Origin of the sequence: Paraburkholderia sp. BL10I2N1, assembly GCF_004361815.1 — a bacterium.
GTDB lineage: Bacteria > Pseudomonadota > Gammaproteobacteria > Burkholderiales > Burkholderiaceae > Paraburkholderia.
Genome location: NZ_SNWA01000002.1, coordinates 3,251,710 through 3,272,493, shown reverse-complemented (window position 1 = coordinate 3,272,493; position 20,784 = coordinate 3,251,710). Strand labels below are relative to the sequence as shown.

Sequence of the window (20,784 nt, the reverse complement as noted above, 5' to 3'; positions counted from 1 at the left end):
GTACCGGGAGACCGGATGCAGCCGGTCTCAGGCGCCGTTCACTGCCTCCTTGAACGCCTTGCCCGCCGTGAACTTGACTGTCTTCGCGGCCGCGATCTGGATCTCGGCACCGGTCGCCGGGTTACGGCCGACCCGCGCCGCACGTGCCCCGGTCGAAAACGACCCGAACCCGACCAGCTGGACCGTGTCGCCCTTTGTGACCGCCGCCGTGATGGTGCCGAACAGCGCATCGAGAGTTTCGGCGGCCAACGCCTTGCTCGTACCGGCCTTCGCGGCGACCGCGTCGACGAGTTCCTGCTTGTTCATTGAGGTGTCCTGTTGACGTGATGAGAATCTGCCACCCTACCCGATTAACCGGCCTGAGCGCAATCCGCCCCGGGGCCCGTCGCTTTTCCGGCAGTCGGGCACCCGTCGGCGGGGACCGCGTCGTCCGGTGTCCGGCCGGACGGGTCCTGCGGACCCAAAGCCGGGGACGCTGGGGGCAAGGTGTACGGCTAGGGTTCTGCGCCTCAGGGCTCGATTGACGCCGCAAGGCAACGACCGGCGTCGATCACGGCTGGTGAGTTCTTCTGCCCTGCTTCCCGGCGCCGCAGTCATCCGCCGCCCCTCCAGACAAGGTCTGTTCACGCCCGCACGTTCGCCTACGGGCTGCTGCGGACGGCTCCGGGCTTTCAACCCGTTGAATTCAGTCACCGGAAAAGAACAAAATATCCTGAAACGAAGGGTCGGATAACTACTATCCGGGCCTTCATACCGACCGTGTCCGATCGGTCAGCCGTGGTAACTGCCTGTTATCGCGGCAATAGGCGTATCCAAAAGCGATAGACCGGTGTCGACCCTATGCCGCCCTTCGACCCAAACCGACTTCGCCGGCAGTTTACGAGGTGCAACGGCCGTTCGCGCGGCTGACCTCGAACGTAGGTGATGGTCGACTTCCAACGTTGAGCGGGCGGGCGGCCGTCCTAGTGCTGCCGAATGATCAAGCCTCAGCGGTCGTTGGCGAAGCGACGCGAATTTGGATTGTCGCCAGCAACGTCCCCGAAACAGGAAGTAGCTGGGGTCTGACCAAGCAGTTGAATCCTGCTACTCTTAAGGGAAGGGACTCGCATCCTAACCCGCTCTGCCGAGGTTCCTAGGTCGACTGACACAAGGCCCAAGCCGTAAAAAATGGTACCCGGCAGCAGTCGTGATTCAAAATCGCGACGTTCGAACCCTCCTAAGCGGGCTCTTCGGACGGAACCGGGCCTTTGAGATCGCGATGCTGGAGACAAGCTATGAGTACAGAGCCGTCAGAAGGGCATGCGCCGAATAAGAGTGCTTTTCGCCGTGTGTTAAAAAGCGACTCGTTTATTGAAAATGCCTTTTTGCTGATTCTCACTGCGGCGCTTTCTGGAGCCGTTGTTCCCCTAATTATCAAGTCAGTTGATGTTGCGAGTGATCGGCGGACGGAGCTAACGCGTGCTCAAGCAAAGCTATTCGATGATATCTCTGAGACCATCATGACCTGCGAGGCGCTTGCGCTCGATGTGAGTTGGTTCGGGACAGCGCAAGCCAAGAATGTTGAAATGCAAAAGAAAGCCTTCGACCGCTATACGGAGAGGACCGTCGACCTGATTGCACGTTGGCGAACTGAATCGGCGCGCGCGCAATCTTTAGCCTCGCCCGAAGTCGCAAAAAGAATTGACGCGTTTCAGTATCGTTTCTTCGCCGAACAGGATACGCCGATGAACGGACTATGGATCAAATGCAATACCAGTTGTGATTGGAAAGAGCAACACGCCCATAACGAGGCAATGCTTGCGCAAGCTAACCTGCTCATTCTTGACCTCGCGCATGAGCTGGGAATGGCGCGCGATAGTCAATCATCTTCTCCGGGCACGTCGAAAGAACGTTGAGAACATAATCGCTGTTGATCAACTGCAAGAGTTGATTTGCAGGCTGTCGTCCCTGGTCCGAAGCAATTCGGCTAATCCACCGCATGTGCGACCTCCAACTTTGCGTTGCAAATGGCCGTTTACGCGAAGCAGCAGTCGTTTGTGCGACCTAACTTAGTCAGCACTGACAGTCCGTTCCTGGCCGGGTGCTACCTGACGCTAATGGCGGACGACGACCAGATTCGGTCCGCGAACGCCGCAGCGGGTCAATGGCGGGTTTGCAGGGGCCGTTCCGTCACGCCAACCGTCTCCAGGTTGTCGGCAACATGAGCCGCACGCGTTGCTGATCAATCTTGGTAGGGCATAATTGCTCAATTCGTTGTCCACCTCCGACGCACAGTCAAAAAGGTTTCGTAATGACAGTCAGAATTTCGCTTTTCAATCATAAGGGCGGAGTCAGTAAAACGACGACCACCTTCAATCTGGGCTGGAAGCTAGGGCAAATGGGGCATCGAGTGCTCTTGGTTGATGCGGATCCTCAATGCAATCTAAGCGGCCTAATTTTGGGCGACCCCGACGAGAACCAGCTTGAGACGTTCTACAGGGGAGAGTCATCTCTAAGAAATATCAGGGCGGGACTTGCTCCGGCCTTCGAGTCCCAGCCGCGACCGATCCAAGCAGTCGAATGTGTAGAGGTTCCCGGACAAGCCAATATGTTTTTGCTTCCAGGGCATATCCGGCTGTCCGAATACGAAGTCACCCTCGGAATTGCACAGGAATTGTCGGGCTCCATTCAAACGCTGCAAAACCTTCCTGGCGCTCTCAGTCATCTCATCGACGCTACAGCAGACCGATACCACGCGGACTTTGTGCTCGTTGACATGAACCCTGGCCTTGGTTCCATCAACCAGAACCTGCTGATGACCAGTGATTATTTCATTGTGCCAACAACGCCAGACTACTTCTCAGTGATGGCACTTGAGTCGCTGACCTCAGTTCTTCCTCGCTGGCATTCATGGTCCGTCCGCGCGCAGCAGAATTCGGTCCTTCAAGCCGCGGCATACCCATATCCGACGCGCACGCCAAAATTCTTGGGCACTGTTATTCAAAAATATCGCCCGCGGGGTGGATCGCCAACGGCGGGATTTCAGCGTTGGATAGACGATATCAATGCGATGGTTTCCGGTCCATTTCAAGCAGCGCTTTCCGGCGCTGGGATGATGTTGCCCCTGCCAAAATATCAGCAAGTATACGGAGCCGATACGAGTCTCTGCCTTTGCCAGATCGCTGACTTCAATACGCTGATTGCAAAATCGCAGGACAAGAGGACCCCCGTGTTCGCTTTAACCGACGCCCAGTTTGAGACCGAGGGCGTAGTTCTTGATAGCTACAGGAGACAGGCACGCGATTTCGACGAGGTTTTTGCGCAGCTCACAACTCGAGTGCTCAACCTGACTCAAGATGAATGACGCGCTGAATAACTTCAGGGAAAACCTCAGACGCGCGCACGATCTTTTGGCGTTGGCGGATCGAATTTCCATCTTGACCACCAACGCTGTGGATGTGAGTGATTGCCTTCGAGCCGCGTTAATGCAAGGCGTAAGCGCTCTTGATCACTTTGTGCATGAAATCGTCCGAATTGGCATGCTCGAGGTCCAGCGCGGAAGGCGAGCCGCCACCGTAGCTCACTTGTCTTTTAAAGTTCCTATGTCCGCCACCCGGCGGGCTGTAGCCGACGCAGCAGACATGCAATGGCTCGATGAGGCGGTTCGCGAGGCACATAGCTGGTTGTCATTCCAGCGTAAGCGCGCGATTTCCCCCACCTGGCTTTTGCGTCTGGCAGGATCCACGATTGCGTCCGCAACCACAACTTGCGGACGCAATTTATGACCCAGGATGACCTTTCATTTTTGCCGTTGCGGGTGACACGCGTTGGGGTGGGCGGCAAGCGCAGCTTCGATTCTATGGACAAGCGACGGCTGGTGGAGGCCTGCCTGCAGCCGGGTGCATCTTTGTCTGCGCTGGCGCTGAAGGCCGGGGTGAACGCCAACCAGCTGCGTAAATGGGTTCGGCTGCATCGGCAGGCGGAAATGCCCTTGAGCGACAACGACATGGCCGCTTCAGCGTCGGCGTTTGTGCCGGTCGTCGCGATCGCCAATCCCGCACCGGCGCCTCCTTCGATGCCGTCTGCAAGCGCGCAGCAACAACATCGGTCGTCGCATCTGTCTTCGCGCTCGCCGACATCAGCATGGCTATCGGCCCAGTTGCCCAATGGCGTGAAGCTTGAGCTCGAATGCTCGGAACGCGATGCCGCCCTCGTGAGCGCCATGATCGCGGCATTGGGACGGTGCTGATGTTTCGCTTCGAAGCTGATTTGAAGGTGTTCCTGCACCGCGAGCCGATCGACTTCCGGGCAGGCATCAACAGTCTGGTGACGCTGGTCGAGCAATCCATGCAACTGGACCCGTTTGCGCGTGCCGTATACGCCTTCCACAACCGCAGACGCAACCGGATCAAGCTGCTCTTTTACGAGCGCAACGGTTTCTGGCTGATGTTGCGGCGCCTCGAGGAAGATCACTTCATCTGGCCGCGCCGGCAACAGGCGGTAATCGAGCTGACGACCGAGCAGCTACGCTGGCTGCTCGAGGGCATCGACATCGATGCAATGCACCGTCATCCGGCGCGGCGGTACCGCCACGCCAGCTAACGACCGGCATGCAGGTCAATACGCAACGAGGAACGGTTACAAATCTCCGTAAACCTGTAGCGCGTTGCTTTCGGCTATCCTGGGAGCATGAATGAAGATGACTTCTCCCGGTTGCCGCCGGCCGCCCAGGCCTATATTCGTGAACTTGAGTCAAGCAATCGTCAACTGGGCGAACGCATTGCCCAGCTGGAGGAGCAGTTCCGCCTGGCGCTGAGCAAACGCTTCGCCCCGAGCAGTGAGAAGCTACGCGATCGTGTGTTCGACGAGGCTGAGCAGATCGCTGCCACCGAAGCGCATGACGAGGACGTCGCTGACAACACCTTCACACTGCCCGATACTGGCCTTCCGGATGCGCCGGAACCGGTACGGCGCAGTCCTGGACGCAAACCGCTGCCGGCGGATCTGCCACGTCAGCGCATCGAATACGACCTGCCTGATGACCAGAAGATATGTCCGTGCTGCGCACACGAGCTTCACCGTATGGGAGAAGAGGTCAGCGAGCAGTTGCATATCGAGGCGAAGGCGTCGGTGTTGCAGCACGTGCGTTTCAAGTACGCGTGTCGGCATTGCGAGCGCCACGCCGAACGCACGCCGGTGATCACCGCACCGATGCCGCCGCAGCCATTGCCGGGCAGCAACGCCAGTGCGGCGATGATCGCCACCGTGACTGCTGGCAAGTATGTTGACGGAACACCGCTATACCGGATGGCAAACGCATTGGGGCGCGCCGACATTGAAGTTGGACGCGGCACACTGGCCAACTGGATCATCCGGCCCGCCGAGCTGCACTATAGCCGGCTCTATGAGGCCCTACGCAGGACGCTGCTGGCGCAGTCGTTGATTCACGGTGACGAGACGACGGTTCAGGTACTCAAGGAACCGGGCCGTGCTGCGCAGAGCACCTCGTACATGTGGACGTATCGCAGTGCCGAAGACAGCACGCAGCCGGTCGTGCTGTTCGACTACCAGCCGGGGCGCGGGCAGGAATATCCGCAGGCGTTCCTCGCGGGCTATCAAGGCCTGCTGATGACGGATGGATATGCCGCCTGGCGCACGCTCGAAGGCCCCACCCACTTCGGCTGCCTGGCTCACGCCCGTCGCGCCTTCGTTGATGCGCTCAAGGGGATGAAGAAACCGGGCGGCCGTGCCGCGCAGGCGCTCGAATACTTCAAGGCGCTGTATCAGGTCGAAACGCTCACCAAAGCCGATCTACCCGAAGGCGAGACACGCGCTGACTACACATATCGCCTGCGTCAGCAGCACAGCGTGCCACTACTCGAAGCATTCAGAAAGTGGCTGGACGACCAGGCCCCGCAAGTCCTGCCAGAAAGTCTGCTGGGCAAGGCGATCTCATACACGCGCAACCAGTGGGCGTATCTGCGTCGCTACGTGAGCGACGGGCTGGCCCCCATCGACAATAACGTCATCGAGCGAGACATCCGTCCATTCTGTACCGGCAGAAATTCATGGCTGTTCAGTGACACGGTTGCCGGCGCGAAGGCAAGCGCCATGATCTACAGTCTTATGCTGACCTGCAGGGCCTGCAACGTCGAACCCTACGCCTACCTTGTGCACGTGCTCACCGAACTACCGAAGCGCGAACCGCATGCCGACGTGACTGACCTCTTACCGTTCAACTACGCGAAGCTCACAGAAACAGCAGCGCGTTGAGCTTGATTCGGTCGCCACCTCGCAAAACCTCTATCGATCGATTTGCTCTCGCATACCCGTTCGCCTTCGCGCGTCGATGCGCGCTCGGTGTGCTAGATCGCGCGCTTACATTCCAGCAACCAGAAAAGATCGCTGATGCAGTTCGATTGATATCATCAGTCCCGCTTTGGGATGCGCTAAGTGCCCATCTGAACATCCCGAAGCGGGACCTAAAGGCAGAGTTGATGCTGATCGTGGATCGACGCAACAAGATTGCACATGAAGCTGATATAGACCCTACCAATCCGCCAGCTAGATGGCCCATAAGCGTCGCCTTGGTCCACGACGCTCTGAACTATCTCGACCGCCTTGGTACGGCGATAATTGCGGTCGTGTAACAGCGGGTGCTCCGAAATTGTTCAGTCAATCCGCCTGTAACTTCTAGCTCAATTTTCGAATGTTCGCTATTGAGACGTCGACCGGGTCGGATAGGTTCGAACGTGCCTGTAGGCCAGGCGCGAAAATAGACTTGTGGCCGTCGCATTTGTTTCTGGCGCGCGGGTCGGATTGGCCGATGACTGCGCGCCTGTAATCGGGAGGGTGAAGGTCCGCTACCCCCCTGCGTCACACTAGATGTCGCCTCTGAATTTTCTTAATTTGAAGAACTCAGAGGTGCAGGTTGAATGCCAAACGGACGTATTCTGTCGAATTCAGGGAGCAGGCGCTGGCAAAGGTCCTGCAACGAGGCAACCGGTCCGTAGGAACGGTTGCCTCGGAACTGAACATGAACGTATTAACCTTGAGGAAGTGGATCCGCGTGTCTAACGCCGCAAACCGCAACCCGGGGCCAGTCGATGCACGGCGCCCGGAAGACTGGTCTTTGGAAGAGCGCCTGCTGGCCTTGCAGCAGAGCCATGGACTGAGCGACGAGGCACTGAACGCGTGGTGCCGTGAACGGGGTCTGTTTGCCCATCACCTGGACCAGTGGCGCGCCCAGTTCTGCTCGGCCGGCACCTCAGGCAGCGCACGTGCAAACGCTCCAGAGCTGCGCGAGCTGAAACAGGCCAATGCGCAACTGCAGCGCGAACTGAAACGCAAGGAAAAGGCTTTAGCGGAGGCGGCCGCGTTGCTGGTACTTTCAAAAAAGTATCAGGCGCTGTTCGGGGACGAGGACGAATGAGCTCCCCCGAAGAGCGCGCGACATTGCGGGAGCTGATCGGTGAGGCGACCACAGCCGGGGCTCGTCAGGCACGCGCATGTGCCGTGCTCGGGCTAAGCGCGCGCACCGTGCAACGCTGGCAAGGCGGCGGTCCTGAAGCAGTGGATGGGCGCACCTTACGCCATCATGATGCTGTTCACAAGCTGTCGACCGATGAGCGCGCTGAACTACTGGCGGTGGCCAACTCTGTCGAATTCGGCCATCTGCCACCGAGCCAAATCGTGCCTCGCCTGGCCGACCAGGGCCGCTACATCGCCTCTGAATCGACGTTCTACCGGGTGCTGCGTGAAGAGAAACAGCTTGCTCATCGGCGCAGTGAACGACCAGCCCGCGCCCGCAGCAAGCCTCGCGCAGTATGTGCCGACGGGCCCAATCAGTTGTTCAGCTGGGATATTACTTACCTGCCGACGACAGTTCGCGGGCAGTATTTCTATCTCTATCTGTTCATGGACGTGTTCAGCAGGATGGTCGTCGGCTGGCAGGTCTACGCCGAAGAGAGCAGCGCCCAGGCCAGCGAGCTCCTGAAGGATCTATGTGCGCGGGAAGCAATCAAACCGGGCCAGGTGATTCTGCATTCGGATAACGGCGGCCCAATGAAGGGTGCCACGATGCTCGCCACCCTGCAGGCTCTGGGCGTCATGCCGTCATTGAGTCGACCGGGCGTGAGCAACGACAACCCGTTCTCGGAATCGTTGTTCAAAACACTGAAGTACCGGCCGGCCTATCCTCTGCAGGCGTTCGACACGCTGTTTGCCGCGCGCGCCTGGGTCACGGGGCTGGTGCGCTGGTATAACCACGAACATCGTCACAGCGCGATCCGTTTCGTCACGCCTGCCCAACGGCACGCCAACCTCGACCAGCAGGTCCTCGATCGCCGCGCGACGCTCTACGAGGCGGCAAAGCAGCGCAATCCGCTACGATGGAAAGGCCCCACGCGAAACTGGAAGCGCGTACACACAGTCCACCTGAATCCCGATCAGACAGACAACTTCGAACCCATCAAACGCGACCACCGACAGGAGCAAAAAGCCGCCTAAATTTAATCGTTGAGGCGACATCTAGCTTGAAATTTACCGCTACCTTGGTGATGCGGACGTCCGAGCGTCCGCCTGAACCAGTGGGTGAACGGCTGAAATTGGCCGACTGTACGCGTTCAGCAACGGAACCTTGATCAGCCATTCGCAGGCTCGCACGATGCCACCGGCCGCTTGGTGGCTTGATAGCTCAGTGAGCGCAACCCGAGCGCACCGGTCAGCCGGATGTCGGGGCTAAAGACGTTTTTCCGGTTGCGTCCGAAACTGCGCGGCGAAAAGGCTTGCTCAAGGGGATGCCCAGCGACAACATACAAGTTATCGCATCGGATGATCGTCGGCTTCAGGCGATGTGCGCATGCGCAATCGGGCAACAAGTTCTGCAGTCGCGCCCCCAAAGTCCGGCCTTTTGCTATCCGTACCCTTCGTCAATCCGCACCAGCGCTTCCTCAACCAGCCGTGCGTCATCCTCGGTCTTCGCCATTTCGAGCGCAGTTCGGCCGGCAAACTGCCTGTGCGGCATGACCAGCCACCGGATCGCCTTATCCTGCTCCCGGAAGACGGCTATCGCCTGCGCGACTATTTTCGCGAGACGTGTCGCAAGGAGTAACGTGCCACGGGACTCGTCTTGCTCGCCGAACAGCAATGGATTCATCTGGTCCACAGTTACCCGCACGTCGGGTCGGGAAACGACGCCCTTCAAGGCTTCAATCACGTTATCCGTTGCGGACGGCGGATCGACCCGCAGCCATGACCCGAGCGTATCGCGGAGACACTGCTGACAAAGGTCAATGCTCAGATGGGCACCGTCGCCAAAAACCGAGCCAAAACCGCCGCGCCAGTCGAGCGACACTTTTTCATACCACTCCCCCTGGTCATCATCGGGCGACATGCGCTGGCTGCAGCGGTCGCATGTGCAGGCGGCGATCTCCTGCACCATCCTGTCACGGTATTCGCGCATGACCTACTCCCTTTCCCAGCCCGACTTTTTCCACCCCGGAGGCACGAGACCGAGCTGCTTCGCGGTGGCGACCGGCAGGCGCAACAGCACCGTGCCCGGCCCGCGCTCCAGGTTCCCGAGCATCGTGACTTCAGCGGCTACACCGTCAAGTTCCAGATACACGACGTCCTCTGGCTCAAAAATCTCGGCGTAAAGATCCCAGCCGGGCTGATCGTCCTCTTTCGCCTGATACCGGATGCGGTCCTTGCTGCTCATAAATCGCTGTTCCTTTTGCGGGCGTTTAGCCGACGCGCCACGTGTCACGGGCAGTCGCTTCAGATACTGGACGCAATCCGCGTCGTCAATGACATAAGCCTTTTTCTGCCACGCGGCGGTCGCGCGTTCGGACATGTGCCCATCAGATCGAGCTGACACCTGCATCCTGGCACCAGCGATGACCGTTGAGAAAGTCGAACCAGTCTTGCGCGTAAGCGCACCCTTGATCGGGAATGCCCGAACCGGACAGTTTCCGGTCGGAAAGGTCCTGTCGGGTCGGGAAATTCGTCCATGGTTATGCTTCAAATGTTCCGCGGAACCGGCGTGCGGCATCAACGACCGCAACGTGGTGATCAAGCGCATCCTTGGGCGCGATCGGGGCGGTACCACCCTCCTCCACAATCCAGCCGTTGGGAAAGTGAAACCAGGCGGCAATTGTCCACGGGTCCGTGGCGGGTCCGAGCTCCGCCAGAATCTCCCTGATGACCGGCAGCGGCTGATCACGATCATCGAACTGGTATCGGGCAAAGTACCGCTGACCTTCAGCTTCCACGCCAAAGATCCAGCCGCGTTGCTGCCATCCGGCTACGTCCGCGGGAACGGTGTCTGCCCCGATCCACTCGCCCTCGGCCAGTATTTTCAGTATCGTGTCTTCCCGCTGAACCTGAAGACTGTGCAGGGCTGTAGGCATCGCTGTTCCTGTGTTACGCGTGGCGAGCGCAAAGGCCTTCAGGCGCGCCCGTAACTGTGCGCTGCTCTCGTCAGGCGGCAATGACTGTCGCCGTCTTTTTCGCCGGTTCGCCCTGGTCAAGCGCGCTCCATGTCGGGATGCTCCCTCGAGTCCGTAGTCCTGGGGGTCAACCATTTTTTTGCAGGCGATCTCCTCGCGGCAGCGCCCATGCGCATCGCCAGACGTTTGCGCCGCCTCAGCGCGCCACGGCACAGCTGCTCACAACTCGATCATCAGCGCCGGATCAAACGCCGGGTTTTCCCATTCCAGGTCGGTCGGCGCACCCGCCATCAGACGGTTCGTCGCATAGCCACGCGGGTTGGCAATCACCCGCGACTGGCCAACGCGATAATCGAACGAGTCATGCACGTGACCGTGAATCCACACGTCGGCCAGCTCGAGCACAGGTCGCAGGTCACTCACGAATGCAGCGTTGACCGGGTCGTTCGCATAGCGCGGATGCACCGACGGCGGAGCAACGCCGTGATGGGTTACGACGACCGTGCGCCCGTCGAAGGGCTTTGCCAGCTCGGTCCGCAGCCACTTCACTGTCTTTTCGTGCTCCGCCAGCGCGTGCTCCGGCCGAAAACGTGTGCCGTCGCCGACGCGGATCACACGATGGTCATGCAGCATCCGCCCGGCCAGCGCCATACTCCGGTCGCGCACGCCACTGAGCGCATAGTCTGTCCAGAGGCAACAACCGAGAAACCGCACATGACCCATGACAAACGTGTCGCGCTCAAGGTAATGAATCGCAGTACCGGCCGCGCGCATCCGGATGGAGTTGGCAAGCGTGTCGTACTCCGTGCCATACGCTTCATGGTTGCCATGCACGTAGATGACGGGCACCGGCCAGCGCGCAAACGGCTCAACCGCATCGGCCCCTTTCGCAATGTCGCCCGCGAGCACCAGCACGTCCGCATTCGTCAGCCTGACGGGGTTGTGACCCGGAAAACTCTGGTGCACGATCTCCAGATGCAGATCCGAGGCGATCTGGATACGCATGCCGTCAGCTCATACCTGCGACATCAACCGTCGGTTTCCGGCGACCAGCCTTCGACGAACGCGCCGGCGTGGACGGGTAAATGCGCTTTCCGAGGGAGTGTTTCTCCGCGATACCGACAGGCATCGAGAATTCCTCACCCGCTGCTGTCGTGAATCGCGCAAACGACACCAGCGGATGGTCCTCGTCATAGGCTGCCGTTGCGCCGATGTGAATTTCGCTCAGCGGCTGCAGACTCCATTGTGCCGAGTCCTTGTGCGGCTTCGCGCTCAGCACTGCCGCGCCCCGCACGATCTGGCCGTCTGCCGTCAGTTGTAGCAGCGTCTTCGCGGCACCAGAGGCGAATTCCACCATGACAACCCGGGGCAGGTCGCGTTTTCCAGCGGCAAATTGCAGGATGAGCACGTCCCCGCAACCCGCCATCTCGGCAACAGCCGACAACGTCACTCCGGGCCATGCCGGCAGAAGGTTCTGCTCAGAAATCAGAAACATACACTCACTCTTTCAACGACAGGCTGAAAAACCGGCGCGACACGCGATGCGTTGGGATACATGAAATGGCATGACGGCCCGGCCACGATGGGCATGCCGGGTGACCGTGCATGCATGGGCCCGCGCTGCCACACACGGGCTGGCCGAGTCATCGTTACGCAACTTCAGTGAGCACACAGGCCGCACCTCGAACCACCAGTTCGATATAGGCATATTTTGCCTACATTGTAGGCGTTTGGCGATGTTACCAGATTACGCGAACACAGCGACGATTCCACGTCGATCAACAACCAAAGGTGTTCACCCGGTGGCTTCGCGCGCAGAAGAAGAATTTACGGTTCAGGTAGGGCAGGCGCTGGCCAATGCGCGTCTTGAAGCTGGAAAGACGCAGGAAGAAGTCGCGGAAATTCTCGATCTCGACAAACAGACCATCAGCCGGATTGAAACGGGCAAGTCCTGGCCATCGCCAGCGCGACTCGTTGCCCTGTCCTCGCTCTACGGGGTTGAAGTCAACAGCCTCTTCATGTCCCCGTCCAGCAGGTCCAGGCAGGTGGCTGGCGACATCGTAGAGATGCTAGCGTCGCTCAGCCCGACCGACCGCGTCTGGGTCCGGCGCTGGCTCAAGCAGTTGTGCGGGCGCCTCGCGCGGACACCGGCGCGGGCAGCGCGCCGCAGCAAACCGCGCGGTTGAACCCCGACGACCGCCCGCCGCAGGACGAAGCGACCCTCCGCCGCGTGCTGGCGCCGTCAGTCAGCCTCCATCACCCAAGAATTGCACGTCAGTCCCGCCGGCGCCGCGCGACGCTTTCCGGTGATAAGGAGGTTTATCACCGCAATTGCCGCCATTCCCGCACGAAAAACGGTTTCCTGACGTCCGGTGCGTGCGTAATCCCGGCCGTGAACTAGACTGCAGTGAGCGCCCAGTTCCTTCCACCGGGCTCCGGAGTCCCGCCATGGCCCGTCCCGCCGCCGTCACCGCCGACCAGATCCGCGCGACCGTGCTCGCGATGCTCGCCGAAGCGGGCGACGCTGCACCCACCGCGTCGGCCTCGCCGCCCTCGCCGGCCTCACCGGCTGTCCCCGCCGCGCCCGTGACGCGCGAGCGCTTCCGCCGCGCGGTGTCGGTGCGGCGCCTGCGCGCGCGCCTCGGCGCCGGCGACCCAGCGTTGCTGTCGCGCGCGCTGAACGACCTCGAGGCGGAGCTCGTGCAGGCGGGCATGGCGGACATTGCGCTGCCCGGTCTGCCCGTCGCGATCGCCGAACAGATGCGCGCCCTGTGGGCCGCGGCCGTCGGCGTGCAGCTCGATGACGTCGTCCGGCTGCAACAGCACGCGCGACAGGCGGCGGCGGAGGCCGACACCGCGCGACACGACGCGGATGTGCGCAGCGAAATGCTGCGCCTCGAGCTCGGCGAGCTGCGCGAGCGGCTCACCGCCCGCGACGCCGAACTGATCGAATTACGCGCCAGCAGCCGCCACGCGACCGAGCGCGCGCAGACCCTGAGCGCCGACGCGGCGGCGCTGCAGGCGCGGCTCGATACCGCGCGCGACACGCTCGAGGCCCTCCGACACACCCACACGAAGGAACTGGCCGATGTGCGGACCCGCTACGACGGTCTGTCGAAGCGCCTGCTGCAGGAGACCGAGCACCAACGGCATGCGCTCGCCGCCGAACGCGAGCGGCTCACGACGCAGCTCGCCGACGCCCAGACCCGGCTCACCGCGCTCGAGGGTCTGCGCGAGCGGCTGCTCGACGAGCTCGCGACCGGACGCGACGCGCACCGGCAGGCAGCCGCCGAGGCCGCGGCACTCGCAACCGTGGTCGCCGAACAGCGCCATGCACTGCAGGCGCTGCAGGCCCTTCAGGCACTGCCAGCGGCGCACGCAACGCAGTCCGCCGTGCAGAAACAACCCGCCCGGCACAAGCCCCCACGGCACGTGAGCTCCGGCCACGCCGCCGCGGTGGCCGCTGCACCGCGCCCAGGATCCCGCTCATCCCGTTCACGTAAAGACCCGTCATCATGACGCCCGCCGACTGGATCGATGCGGGCGTCCGGCCACCGCAGCGGCTGCCGCCCGGCGTGGACGCCGCGCTCGCCTATCTTGAGGAGGCACTGGGTCACGCGGTCTACCGCCGCTGGACCCTCGCCGACCTGAAACGCGCTGCGCCGTCGCTTGCCGACGCGAAGCACGCGCATCCCGCCGTGTTCGCGCTGCTGCTGGAGCACGATGCCGCGATCGAATACTGGACACAGGGGCGCCTGCATCTCGCGGCCGCCGCCGCAGCGCCCTCACCCGATGCCGTGCTCGCCCGTGCGCTGCACGCGCACCGCCGCCGGTTCCGTTACCTGCCCGACGGAACAGTGAACAACACGGACCGGACCGGCGTGAGCGCAGGCAGTGAGAGTGACGGGGTCATCCCGTCCGCTGAGGCACTGACCCAACCCGCCAGTACCGGGGTCGCTGACACGGTGTCACTGGCCGCCCTGGTCTCGAAGCATGGTAGCGATCCGGCAGCGCTGCGCGCGTGGCTCACGCGCGCCGGCCGCTTCATGAACGCGACGACCACCAATTCCCTCGGTGTCACCGACGACGCCCGGGCCCTCGCGCTGTTCCTGCGCGACCGCGCGCAGCGCTCACCGCACACCTTGCGCGCGTACCGCACCGAAGTGCGCCGCCTGATCGGCTGGTGCGAGGCGCACCGGCGCGGGCCGCTATCCGACCTGACGCGCGACGACCTGCTCGCCTTCCGGCACACGCTCGGCCCCGCGGGCAGCATCGATGCCCCCTCCATGGTCCCGTCCCGACCCCACGCCGCGCGTGCGAGCAAGCCGTCCCGCAGCGACGCGAGCCGCCGCCGAACGCTCGCGGTCATCTCAAGCCTGTTCCGTTACTGGCAGAAGACCGGCTACCTGGTGATCAACCCGGCCGCCGAGCTGTCGGGTGATGGCGCTGCGCGCATGACGTGGACACCAGCGAGGATCCTGCCCGCCCGGGTGCTGACGCTGTGCGACACGGTGACGGCCGGCGCGCGGCCGCCGGGGGTATCTGCCCTCGTCTGGGCGCGCCGCTGTGCGATCTGGTCGCTGTACCGCTTCGCCGGGGTGCGGCTGGCCGAACTCGAGTGGTCCGCGGAACAGGGTCTGCCGCGCCTGAGTGTCGAGCCGCACTCAACGACGCCGGGCGACCCGGCGAACAGGCCGTCTGCCGCGAAAGATGGCCAATGGACGCTGCACGTACGCGGCAAGGGCGGCAAGCTCCGGGCGATCCCGCTGCCGTCGCGCTGCGCGCCCGTGCTGCGTGGCTATCGGGTTCTGCGGGGTCTGCCCGCCGAACCCGCGCCGTTCGAATCGGTCCCGCTGGTTCACAGCGAGAAGCGCGACGCGCTCGGACACAGCGGCCTGTACGATGAGGTGAAGGCGGTGCTGCTGGCGGCGGAAGCAACGGTTCCGGCCGACGACACGGCGACCCGCGCGCTGATCCACGCGGCGTCGACGCACTGGCTGCGGCACGGCTATGCGCGCACGCTGGTCGTCGATCACGCCGTCCCGCTGCCCGTCGCGCAGACCCTATTGGGACACGCGTCGGTGCAGACGACGGCCGCGTACGCGCGCACCGATCTCACGCAGCTGCGGGATTTCGTCGAGGGGAGCTTTCCTCAATCAAGCTGAGAGCCTCCGAACACGAAGAGTACTCAGATATCTGGCCGCTCGTCGGCCAAAGCCGACGATCGCTGATCGGACGGCGTGCGGCGGCTGCCCGTCGCCTTGCTGACATTCGCAAACGGGTGCCGGCGAATGTCAGCTCCCGTTACTAACGAGTGAGTCTTCTCGACCCGTTGCAGCCGGTCGAGCAGTCTCTGTTCTAAGGGTAGGTATCGGAGTGGAACGGTCATTCCGTGCCGTCGCCTGGGGGACAAGTCATCGGCCTCTGCGGACGCTTAGACCCGTGAGTTGGTGAGGCGGCTTACGCCGTGCAAGAATGACGTCTTGCTCGACCCTCGAATTGCTCTCGAACTTAAGTTTGATTTCTCTATAAGCAATCAGCTTGTCGTTCACCAGATCGAAAGGAAGCGCCCGCAAGGTTAGGGATGGTGTTCAGAACTCGTTTTGCCGCACTGAGCCATCCACATAGGGCCGATGCGGTGGAAGCGGTGCGGCACCTGGCTCGAATGCAGCGCTACGTTCGGTATAAGGAAGGCGCCGATTGCCTGCCCGCGCGGGCGGCTTTTGCGCTCATGCAGCGGCCTCGCGCATCAGTCGTTCGCGCGTCATCCACAGATTGCTTAGAGCGAACAGCGTGTGCAACTCTGCGGGTTCTTCATCAAGCCGCGATAGCCCACCTTTAGATGCCACCGTGCGCGGCGATGAACATGGCGACGGCCGACCGGCAATAGGATTCGATTTCGTTGTCATCCTCTGCTCTCGCCTCATCGAAGCGTGCGACAAGCAGAAGATCGGATCCTTTGAAAAGCGCGGCAAACAAGCGGGCGGATCGGAGAGCATCGGGTACGTTCAGAATCGCTTTCGCGTGCAACTGACGCAACACGGCCTCGATTTGGGCGATGACATGGGCGGGCCCGGCTTCGTAATGGAGCTTGCTTAACGACTTTTGATTCGTCTTGTCGGCCAAAACCATGGCTTCGACACTGCGGACGTCCGGGCTCAACAGCGTGCGAAGCAGGGATGATCCCACCGCCATGAGCTGATCTTCGGCTGAACCGTCGACGCTTTCAGAAAGGGCCTGGGGTGCAAATTGATGGCAGTGGGCCACCATGGCCGCGCTGAACAGCGCCTCCTTGTTCTCGAAGTGCCGATAGATGCTGAGCTTGGATATCTTCGCCCGCTGCGCGACCTTGTCCATGGTCGTCGCTTGAAAACCCAATTCCACAAAGAGTTCGCAGGCGGCGTCGACGATCGTTTGGCGAAGCGCCTCGTTGGCGGGCCGGCCGCGCCGGCTCTGGCTGTTTTCGGTCACAACAATTCCAGTACTTGACAGTATTCAAATTCTTGCACTACGATACCACGCAGTATCTTAAATGTGCAAGCCAAGGACAGGTTTCAACCAGTTGCCCAAATCAGGTTTCCCCGGGGCGCCTGGCGATATCGAATGCGGGATTGTGGGGCCGATCAATACAGCCATCAGCAACTTTCTCGCCAATGCCGAAGCCCTACTCGCTGACCGTCTCAAGCGCGTATCGCTGGACGATATTGCACACCACGCCCAGCCCACCCCTCCAATCACAACACGGAGCCCATCACCATGGATGACGTCATCATCATCGGCGGCAGCTTTGCCGGCCTCGCCGCCGCCCTGCAGCTCGGCCGTGCCCGCCGCAAGGTCACGGTTCTCGATACCGGCCGGCCGCGCAACCGCTTTGCAGGCCACTCGCATGGCTTGCTCGGCCACGATCACAAGCCACCGCTGGACATCCTGGTCGAGGCGCGGCAGCAGTTGACGCGCTATCCAACGATCAGGCTGGTCAATGCCCAGGCCGAGAGCGTGTCTGGCGCCATCGACGATTTCTGCGTCGTCACTGACGATAACGAAAGCCTGAGGGCGCACCGCCTGATCCTGAGCTATGGCGTCGCCGACCAGATGCCTGATGTTCCGGGCTTTGCCGAAAGCTGGGGCACGTCCATCGTGCCCTGCCCCTATTGCGACGGCTTTGAAGTCGCCGGCCAGCATTGGGGCCTCGTCTGGTCCAGCCCGCAGTCGCACCAGTCTGCCAGGCTGTTCCGCGATTGGACGGACAAGCTGACTGTCTTCGCCGATGGTCATGACATTGCGCCCGATATCCAAGTCGATCTGGCGCGTCGCAACATACCTGTCGTCGATGGCCGGATCGTCGAGATCGCCCATCACAAGGGCCATATCAACACCGTCAATCTCGATACCCGCCGCAATGTCGCGGTCGACGTCCTGTTCGCCCATCCGCGCAACAAGCCGTCCGCACGCCTACATGAATCACTGGGCCTCGCCACGGTCGATACGCCCACCGGCATCGTCCTCAAAGTCGACGAGCGCCGCCAAACCAGCATGCCCGGCATCTACGCCGCTGGCGACCTCGCCACGCCCTTCTTGCCCTCGGTCACCCAGGCTTCATCGCAGGGCGCGATGGCGGGTATCTTCGCCCAGCAGTCGATGGTGGTTTGAGAGCACAGATCCCTGCTCTTGTTGCGTCGTCGCCTTCGAAAAGGTTGGCGTAAATCGACGCGGCGAAAGGCGGATCGTCGAGTCAAGGAGATGACATGGCAAAGCAAAGTGCTGATCAGGTGGGTGACTGGAATGGTCAAAGCGGGGAGCGCTGGGTCGCCAACCAGGCCCGGCTCGACGCTCTGGTGGCGGTGTTCGGCCAGGCCGCGATCGAAGCCGCCGCGCCCGCGACGGGTGAGCGCGTGCTGGACATCGGCTGCGGCGCGGGTGCGTCAAGTCTGGCTCTGGCCGCTCGCGTCGGCGCGGGGGGCCAAGTGCTGGGCGTGGACATATCCGAACCGCTGATCGATCGAGCGCGCGCGCTTGCGCGCCACGATACGCCGGCCCTGTTTCAGGTGGCCGACGCCAGCAGCGCAGAGCTGCCCGAAGGCGCGTTCGACATTCTGTTCTCGCGTTTCGGCGTGATGTTTTTCCCCGATCCGACAGCGGCATTCGCCCATATGCGACGCGCGCTCCGGCCGGGCGGCCGGGTCGCTTTCGTCTGCTGGCGCGGTGCGGCCGAGAACGATTGGATGCGACTGCCGGTGGGCGCGCTCAAGGACATCGTCCCGCCGAGCGCGCTCCCCGATCCCGAAGCGCCCGGCCCGTTTTCGTTCGGCGACCGGGAGCACGTGGCGCGCATCCTGACGGCGGCCGGTTTCACCGAAATCGTTATCTCGCCCTTCGACGCGGCCGTCCCATTCGGCGAGGGCGAAACGCGGGACGCGGCGATCGACGACGCAGTGAGGATGACGCTTGAGGTCGGCCCGCTGTCGCGTGCGCTCGCTGGTCAGCCCGACGACATCCGCGCCCGTGCCTCCGCCGCAGTTCGTGCCGCCTTCGCGAGCCTCCCCGGCGAGGGGTCGGTGATGATCAACGGCGCGGCATGGGTCGTCATGGCACGAAATCCGGCAAGCTGACAGGGATTAACAGGGGAGATGCCTCCGCTCGGTGGAACAGGGCGTCTTTGGCCGGCCAGATTGATGTCCCTTCTGGCCGCTGAACGAGCGCTCGCCTTGCGACAATCAGATGGCCGGTTGCGAAGCAGAGCCGGCGCCTGAGCGGCCTTCCGGCGGCGCATGTGACCGGCAGTTTGTGGCCGACCTCTGCCTGACGGCGATCGGCGGCACGCGGCTCACTTCGGCCGGTGGACGCCTCATGAACCAAGCGACAGCTTTCGCCCCGTGGCCGACGGCACGGAAGAAACCAACTTTTGGCACCCTGGCCCTGCGGCTTACGGTCGCATTCACACCACGTCTATTGCACGCGATCATCTCGTTTCTAGTAATGAATCGCATTCTCAATAAATCGATGAGTTCACCCACACTCGCCTCGCAATCGCGCTGGTGGATCCGAGTTTTCGCCATCGCCGGACCGGGGTTGGTCGTGATGCTGGCCGACACGGACGCGGGTAGCGTCATCACCGCGGCGCAAAGTGGCGCCCAATGGGGATACCGGTTATTGCTGCTGCAGCTGCTATTGATTCCGGTCTTGTTCATCGTTCAGGAGTTGACCGTTCGCCTTGGCATGGTCACGCGCAAGGGGCACGGCGATTTGATCAGGCAGCATTTTGGCCCTCGTTGGGCGTGGCTGTCGGTAGGCACCTTGATGCTGGCGTGCCTGGGTGCCTTGTTATCGGAGATGAGCGGGTTGGCCGGAGTTGGCCTGATGTATGGCATTCCGTCCTGGCTTACGTTGACGCTAACGGTCGTCGGGCTATCCTGGATGGCGTATACGGGGTCATACCTGTCGGTGGAGCGGATCGCGATTCTGCTTGGCGCCTTCGAATTGGTGTTCGTGCTGGTGGCCTGGCGCGCCGATCCGGATGCTGCGAGCATACACGCCGAGCTTGCCAGCATGCCGCTCGGCAACCACGACTACCTGTTCCTGCTGTCAGCCAACATTGGCGCTGTGATCATGCCGTGGATGGTGTTCTATCAGCAATCGGCCGTGGTGGAGAAAGAGCTCGAACTCGAAGACCTGCGCGCCGCTCGCTGGGATACAGCGGTCGGCGCGGTATTGACCCAGTTGATTATGGCGGCCGTGCTGGTGGTCACAGCAGCGACCTTGGCGCGTTCCGGCCTGCATAAACCGCTCGACACAGTGCAGCAAATCGGTGATGCCCTTACCCCGTTCCTTGGCGCGCAGACCGGCAAGCTACTGTTCGGCATGGGAATGGTTGGCGCGGCGCTCGTGGCCGCCATCGTCGTGACGCTGACTGCGGCTCGCGCGCTTGGCGAGATACTGGGCTACCGGCATGCGCTTGAGCATACGCCGCGCGAAGCGCCGTGGTTTTACGCTACCTATACCACGGTGTTGATCATCGCCGCGTTCATCGCGGGCTCCGGCGCGAACCTGGTCTCGCTGGGCGTCGGCGTGCAGGTGATGAACGCGCTGCTGTTGCCGATCGTGCTCGGCTTCCTGTACCTGCTCGCCCGGCGCCTGCCCGAGCCGTATCGACTAAGGGGAGGCTACGGGATGTTGGCCGGAGCGGTGATCGCCATTACGATAGGCCTGGGCTTGTACTCTGGAATTGCCGGAACGTTTTCCTAATCCGCCCGATGACGATCGGCGGCAAGCGACCCCGAACAGGCCTTCAGATTGGCGCAACACCAATGACTGTTCTTGGGGATACAACTGCCCGCCCTATGTCCCGAAGTTGTCGAGG

At 62.0% G+C, this 20,784-nt stretch carries 20 protein-coding genes and 1 pseudogene; 13 read left to right on the top strand and 8 right to left on the bottom strand.

Translation table 11 applies throughout. The features are described from left to right. Positions 1 to 27: 27 nt before the first annotated feature. Positions 28 to 306: an HU family DNA-binding protein gene (locus B0G77_RS37165; protein WP_133666714.1), complete on the bottom strand. Its 279-nt coding sequence runs from the start codon at positions 304 to 306 to the stop codon at positions 28 to 30. A 968-nt stretch (positions 307 to 1,274) separates the two neighbouring features. Here B0G77_RS37165 and B0G77_RS37160 point away from each other — a divergent pair. The 7 genes from B0G77_RS37160 (at position 1,275) to B0G77_RS37130 (ending at position 8,487) form a co-directional block, all read left to right on the top strand. Next, positions 1,275 to 1,895, top strand: coding sequence for a hypothetical protein (locus B0G77_RS37160; protein WP_133666713.1), 621 nt, complete (start codon positions 1,275 to 1,277; stop codon positions 1,893 to 1,895). A 395-nt stretch (positions 1,896 to 2,290) separates the two neighbouring features. Continuing rightward, positions 2,291 to 3,343: a ParA family protein gene (locus B0G77_RS37155; RefSeq protein ID WP_133666712.1), complete on the top strand. Its 1,053-nt coding sequence runs from the start codon at positions 2,291 to 2,293 to the stop codon at positions 3,341 to 3,343. Then, complete coding sequence (locus B0G77_RS37150; RefSeq protein WP_133666711.1) at positions 3,336 to 3,764, top strand: hypothetical protein; 429 nt, start codon at positions 3,336 to 3,338, stop codon at positions 3,762 to 3,764. Before B0G77_RS37155 ends, B0G77_RS37150 begins: the two co-directional genes overlap by 8 nt. Continuing rightward, entirely contained in the window at positions 3,761 to 4,228 is a 468-nt protein-coding gene (locus B0G77_RS37145) for a transposase (RefSeq protein WP_133666710.1), read from the top strand. The genes B0G77_RS37150 and B0G77_RS37145 overlap by 4 nt, the downstream gene beginning before the upstream one ends. Next, positions 4,228 to 4,581: an IS66 family insertion sequence element accessory protein TnpB gene (tnpB, locus tag B0G77_RS37140; RefSeq protein ID WP_166656338.1), complete on the top strand. Its 354-nt coding sequence runs from the start codon at positions 4,228 to 4,230 to the stop codon at positions 4,579 to 4,581. The genes B0G77_RS37145 and tnpB overlap by 1 nt, the downstream gene beginning before the upstream one ends. 87 nt (positions 4,582 to 4,668) lie before the next feature. Beyond that, positions 4,669 to 6,252, top strand: coding sequence for an IS66 family transposase (locus B0G77_RS37135; protein WP_133666708.1), 1,584 nt, complete (start codon positions 4,669 to 4,671; stop codon positions 6,250 to 6,252). Positions 6,253 to 6,910: 658 nt separating this feature from the next. Continuing rightward, a protein-coding gene (locus B0G77_RS37130; RefSeq protein ID WP_243751304.1) for an IS3 family transposase occupies positions 6,911 to 8,487 on the top strand; the annotation gives its coding sequence in 2 pieces (ribosomal slippage) (positions 6,911 to 7,370 and positions 7,370 to 8,487; 1,578 coding nt in all). Positions 8,488 to 8,893: 406 nt separating this feature from the next. Here the strand turns inward: B0G77_RS37130 and B0G77_RS37125 are convergent. From B0G77_RS37125 to B0G77_RS37105, 5 genes are all read right to left on the bottom strand, one after another. Next, a complete protein-coding gene (locus B0G77_RS37125; RefSeq protein WP_133666707.1) occupies positions 8,894 to 9,442 on the bottom strand; it encodes an MbcA/ParS/Xre antitoxin family protein in 549 nt (182 codons plus the stop codon). Positions 9,443 to 9,445: 3 nt separating this feature from the next. Continuing rightward, positions 9,446 to 9,832: a hypothetical protein gene (locus tag B0G77_RS37120; protein WP_243751361.1), complete on the bottom strand. Its 387-nt coding sequence runs from the start codon at positions 9,830 to 9,832 to the stop codon at positions 9,446 to 9,448. Between the two features lie 160 nt (positions 9,833 to 9,992). Next, entirely contained in the window at positions 9,993 to 10,388 is a 396-nt protein-coding gene (locus B0G77_RS37115) for a hypothetical protein (protein ID WP_133666706.1), read from the bottom strand. Positions 10,389 to 10,646: 258 nt separating this feature from the next. Then, the gene (locus B0G77_RS37110; RefSeq protein WP_133666705.1) at positions 10,647 to 11,432 is read right to left on the bottom strand and encodes a metallophosphoesterase; all 786 of its coding nucleotides are present in this window, start codon (positions 11,430 to 11,432) and stop codon (positions 10,647 to 10,649) included. A 4-nt stretch (positions 11,433 to 11,436) separates the two neighbouring features. Next, a complete protein-coding gene (locus tag B0G77_RS37105; protein ID WP_133666704.1) occupies positions 11,437 to 11,922 on the bottom strand; it encodes a hypothetical protein in 486 nt (161 codons plus the stop codon). A 307-nt stretch (positions 11,923 to 12,229) separates the two neighbouring features. Here B0G77_RS37105 and B0G77_RS43640 point away from each other — a divergent pair, with 307 nt between their 5' ends. From B0G77_RS43640 to B0G77_RS37090, 3 genes are all read left to right on the top strand, one after another. Beyond that, a complete protein-coding gene (locus tag B0G77_RS43640) occupies positions 12,230 to 12,613 on the top strand; it encodes a helix-turn-helix transcriptional regulator (protein ID WP_166656337.1) in 384 nt (127 codons plus the stop codon). A gap of 262 nt (positions 12,614 to 12,875) precedes the next feature. Beyond that, a complete protein-coding gene (locus B0G77_RS37095; RefSeq protein ID WP_133666702.1) occupies positions 12,876 to 13,946 on the top strand; it encodes a DNA-binding protein in 1,071 nt (356 codons plus the stop codon). After that, positions 13,943 to 15,592: a tyrosine-type recombinase/integrase gene (locus tag B0G77_RS37090; RefSeq protein ID WP_133666701.1), complete on the top strand. Its 1,650-nt coding sequence runs from the start codon at positions 13,943 to 13,945 to the stop codon at positions 15,590 to 15,592. Before B0G77_RS37095 ends, B0G77_RS37090 begins: the two co-directional genes overlap by 4 nt. A gap of 564 nt (positions 15,593 to 16,156) precedes the next feature. On the opposite strand, the pseudogene B0G77_RS37085 reads toward B0G77_RS37090, so the two are convergent. Further along, positions 16,157 to 16,272 (bottom strand): annotated as a pseudogene (locus tag B0G77_RS37085) (IS5/IS1182 family transposase); the annotation flags it as partial. Then, positions 16,266 to 16,898, bottom strand: coding sequence for a TetR/AcrR family transcriptional regulator (locus B0G77_RS37080; protein ID WP_018421953.1), 633 nt, complete (start codon positions 16,896 to 16,898; stop codon positions 16,266 to 16,268). The gene B0G77_RS37080 and the pseudogene B0G77_RS37085, both read right to left, overlap by 7 nt. A gap of 285 nt (positions 16,899 to 17,183) precedes the next feature. Between B0G77_RS37080 and B0G77_RS37075 the strand changes: the two genes are divergently transcribed. The 3 genes from B0G77_RS37075 to B0G77_RS37065 all read left to right on the top strand — a co-directional run bounded on the left by B0G77_RS37075 (position 17,184) and on the right by B0G77_RS37065 (position 20,669). After that, entirely contained in the window at positions 17,184 to 18,077 is an 894-nt protein-coding gene (locus tag B0G77_RS37075; protein ID WP_133666700.1) for an NAD(P)/FAD-dependent oxidoreductase, read from the top strand. A 95-nt stretch (positions 18,078 to 18,172) separates the two neighbouring features. Beyond that, positions 18,173 to 19,036: a class I SAM-dependent methyltransferase gene (locus B0G77_RS37070; RefSeq protein WP_026226061.1), complete on the top strand. Its 864-nt coding sequence runs from the start codon at positions 18,173 to 18,175 to the stop codon at positions 19,034 to 19,036. Positions 19,037 to 19,274: 238 nt separating this feature from the next. Beyond that, positions 19,275 to 20,669: an NRAMP family divalent metal transporter gene (locus B0G77_RS37065; protein ID WP_243751360.1), complete on the top strand. Its 1,395-nt coding sequence runs from the start codon at positions 19,275 to 19,277 to the stop codon at positions 20,667 to 20,669. The last annotated feature ends 115 nt before the right edge of the window (positions 20,670 to 20,784 follow it).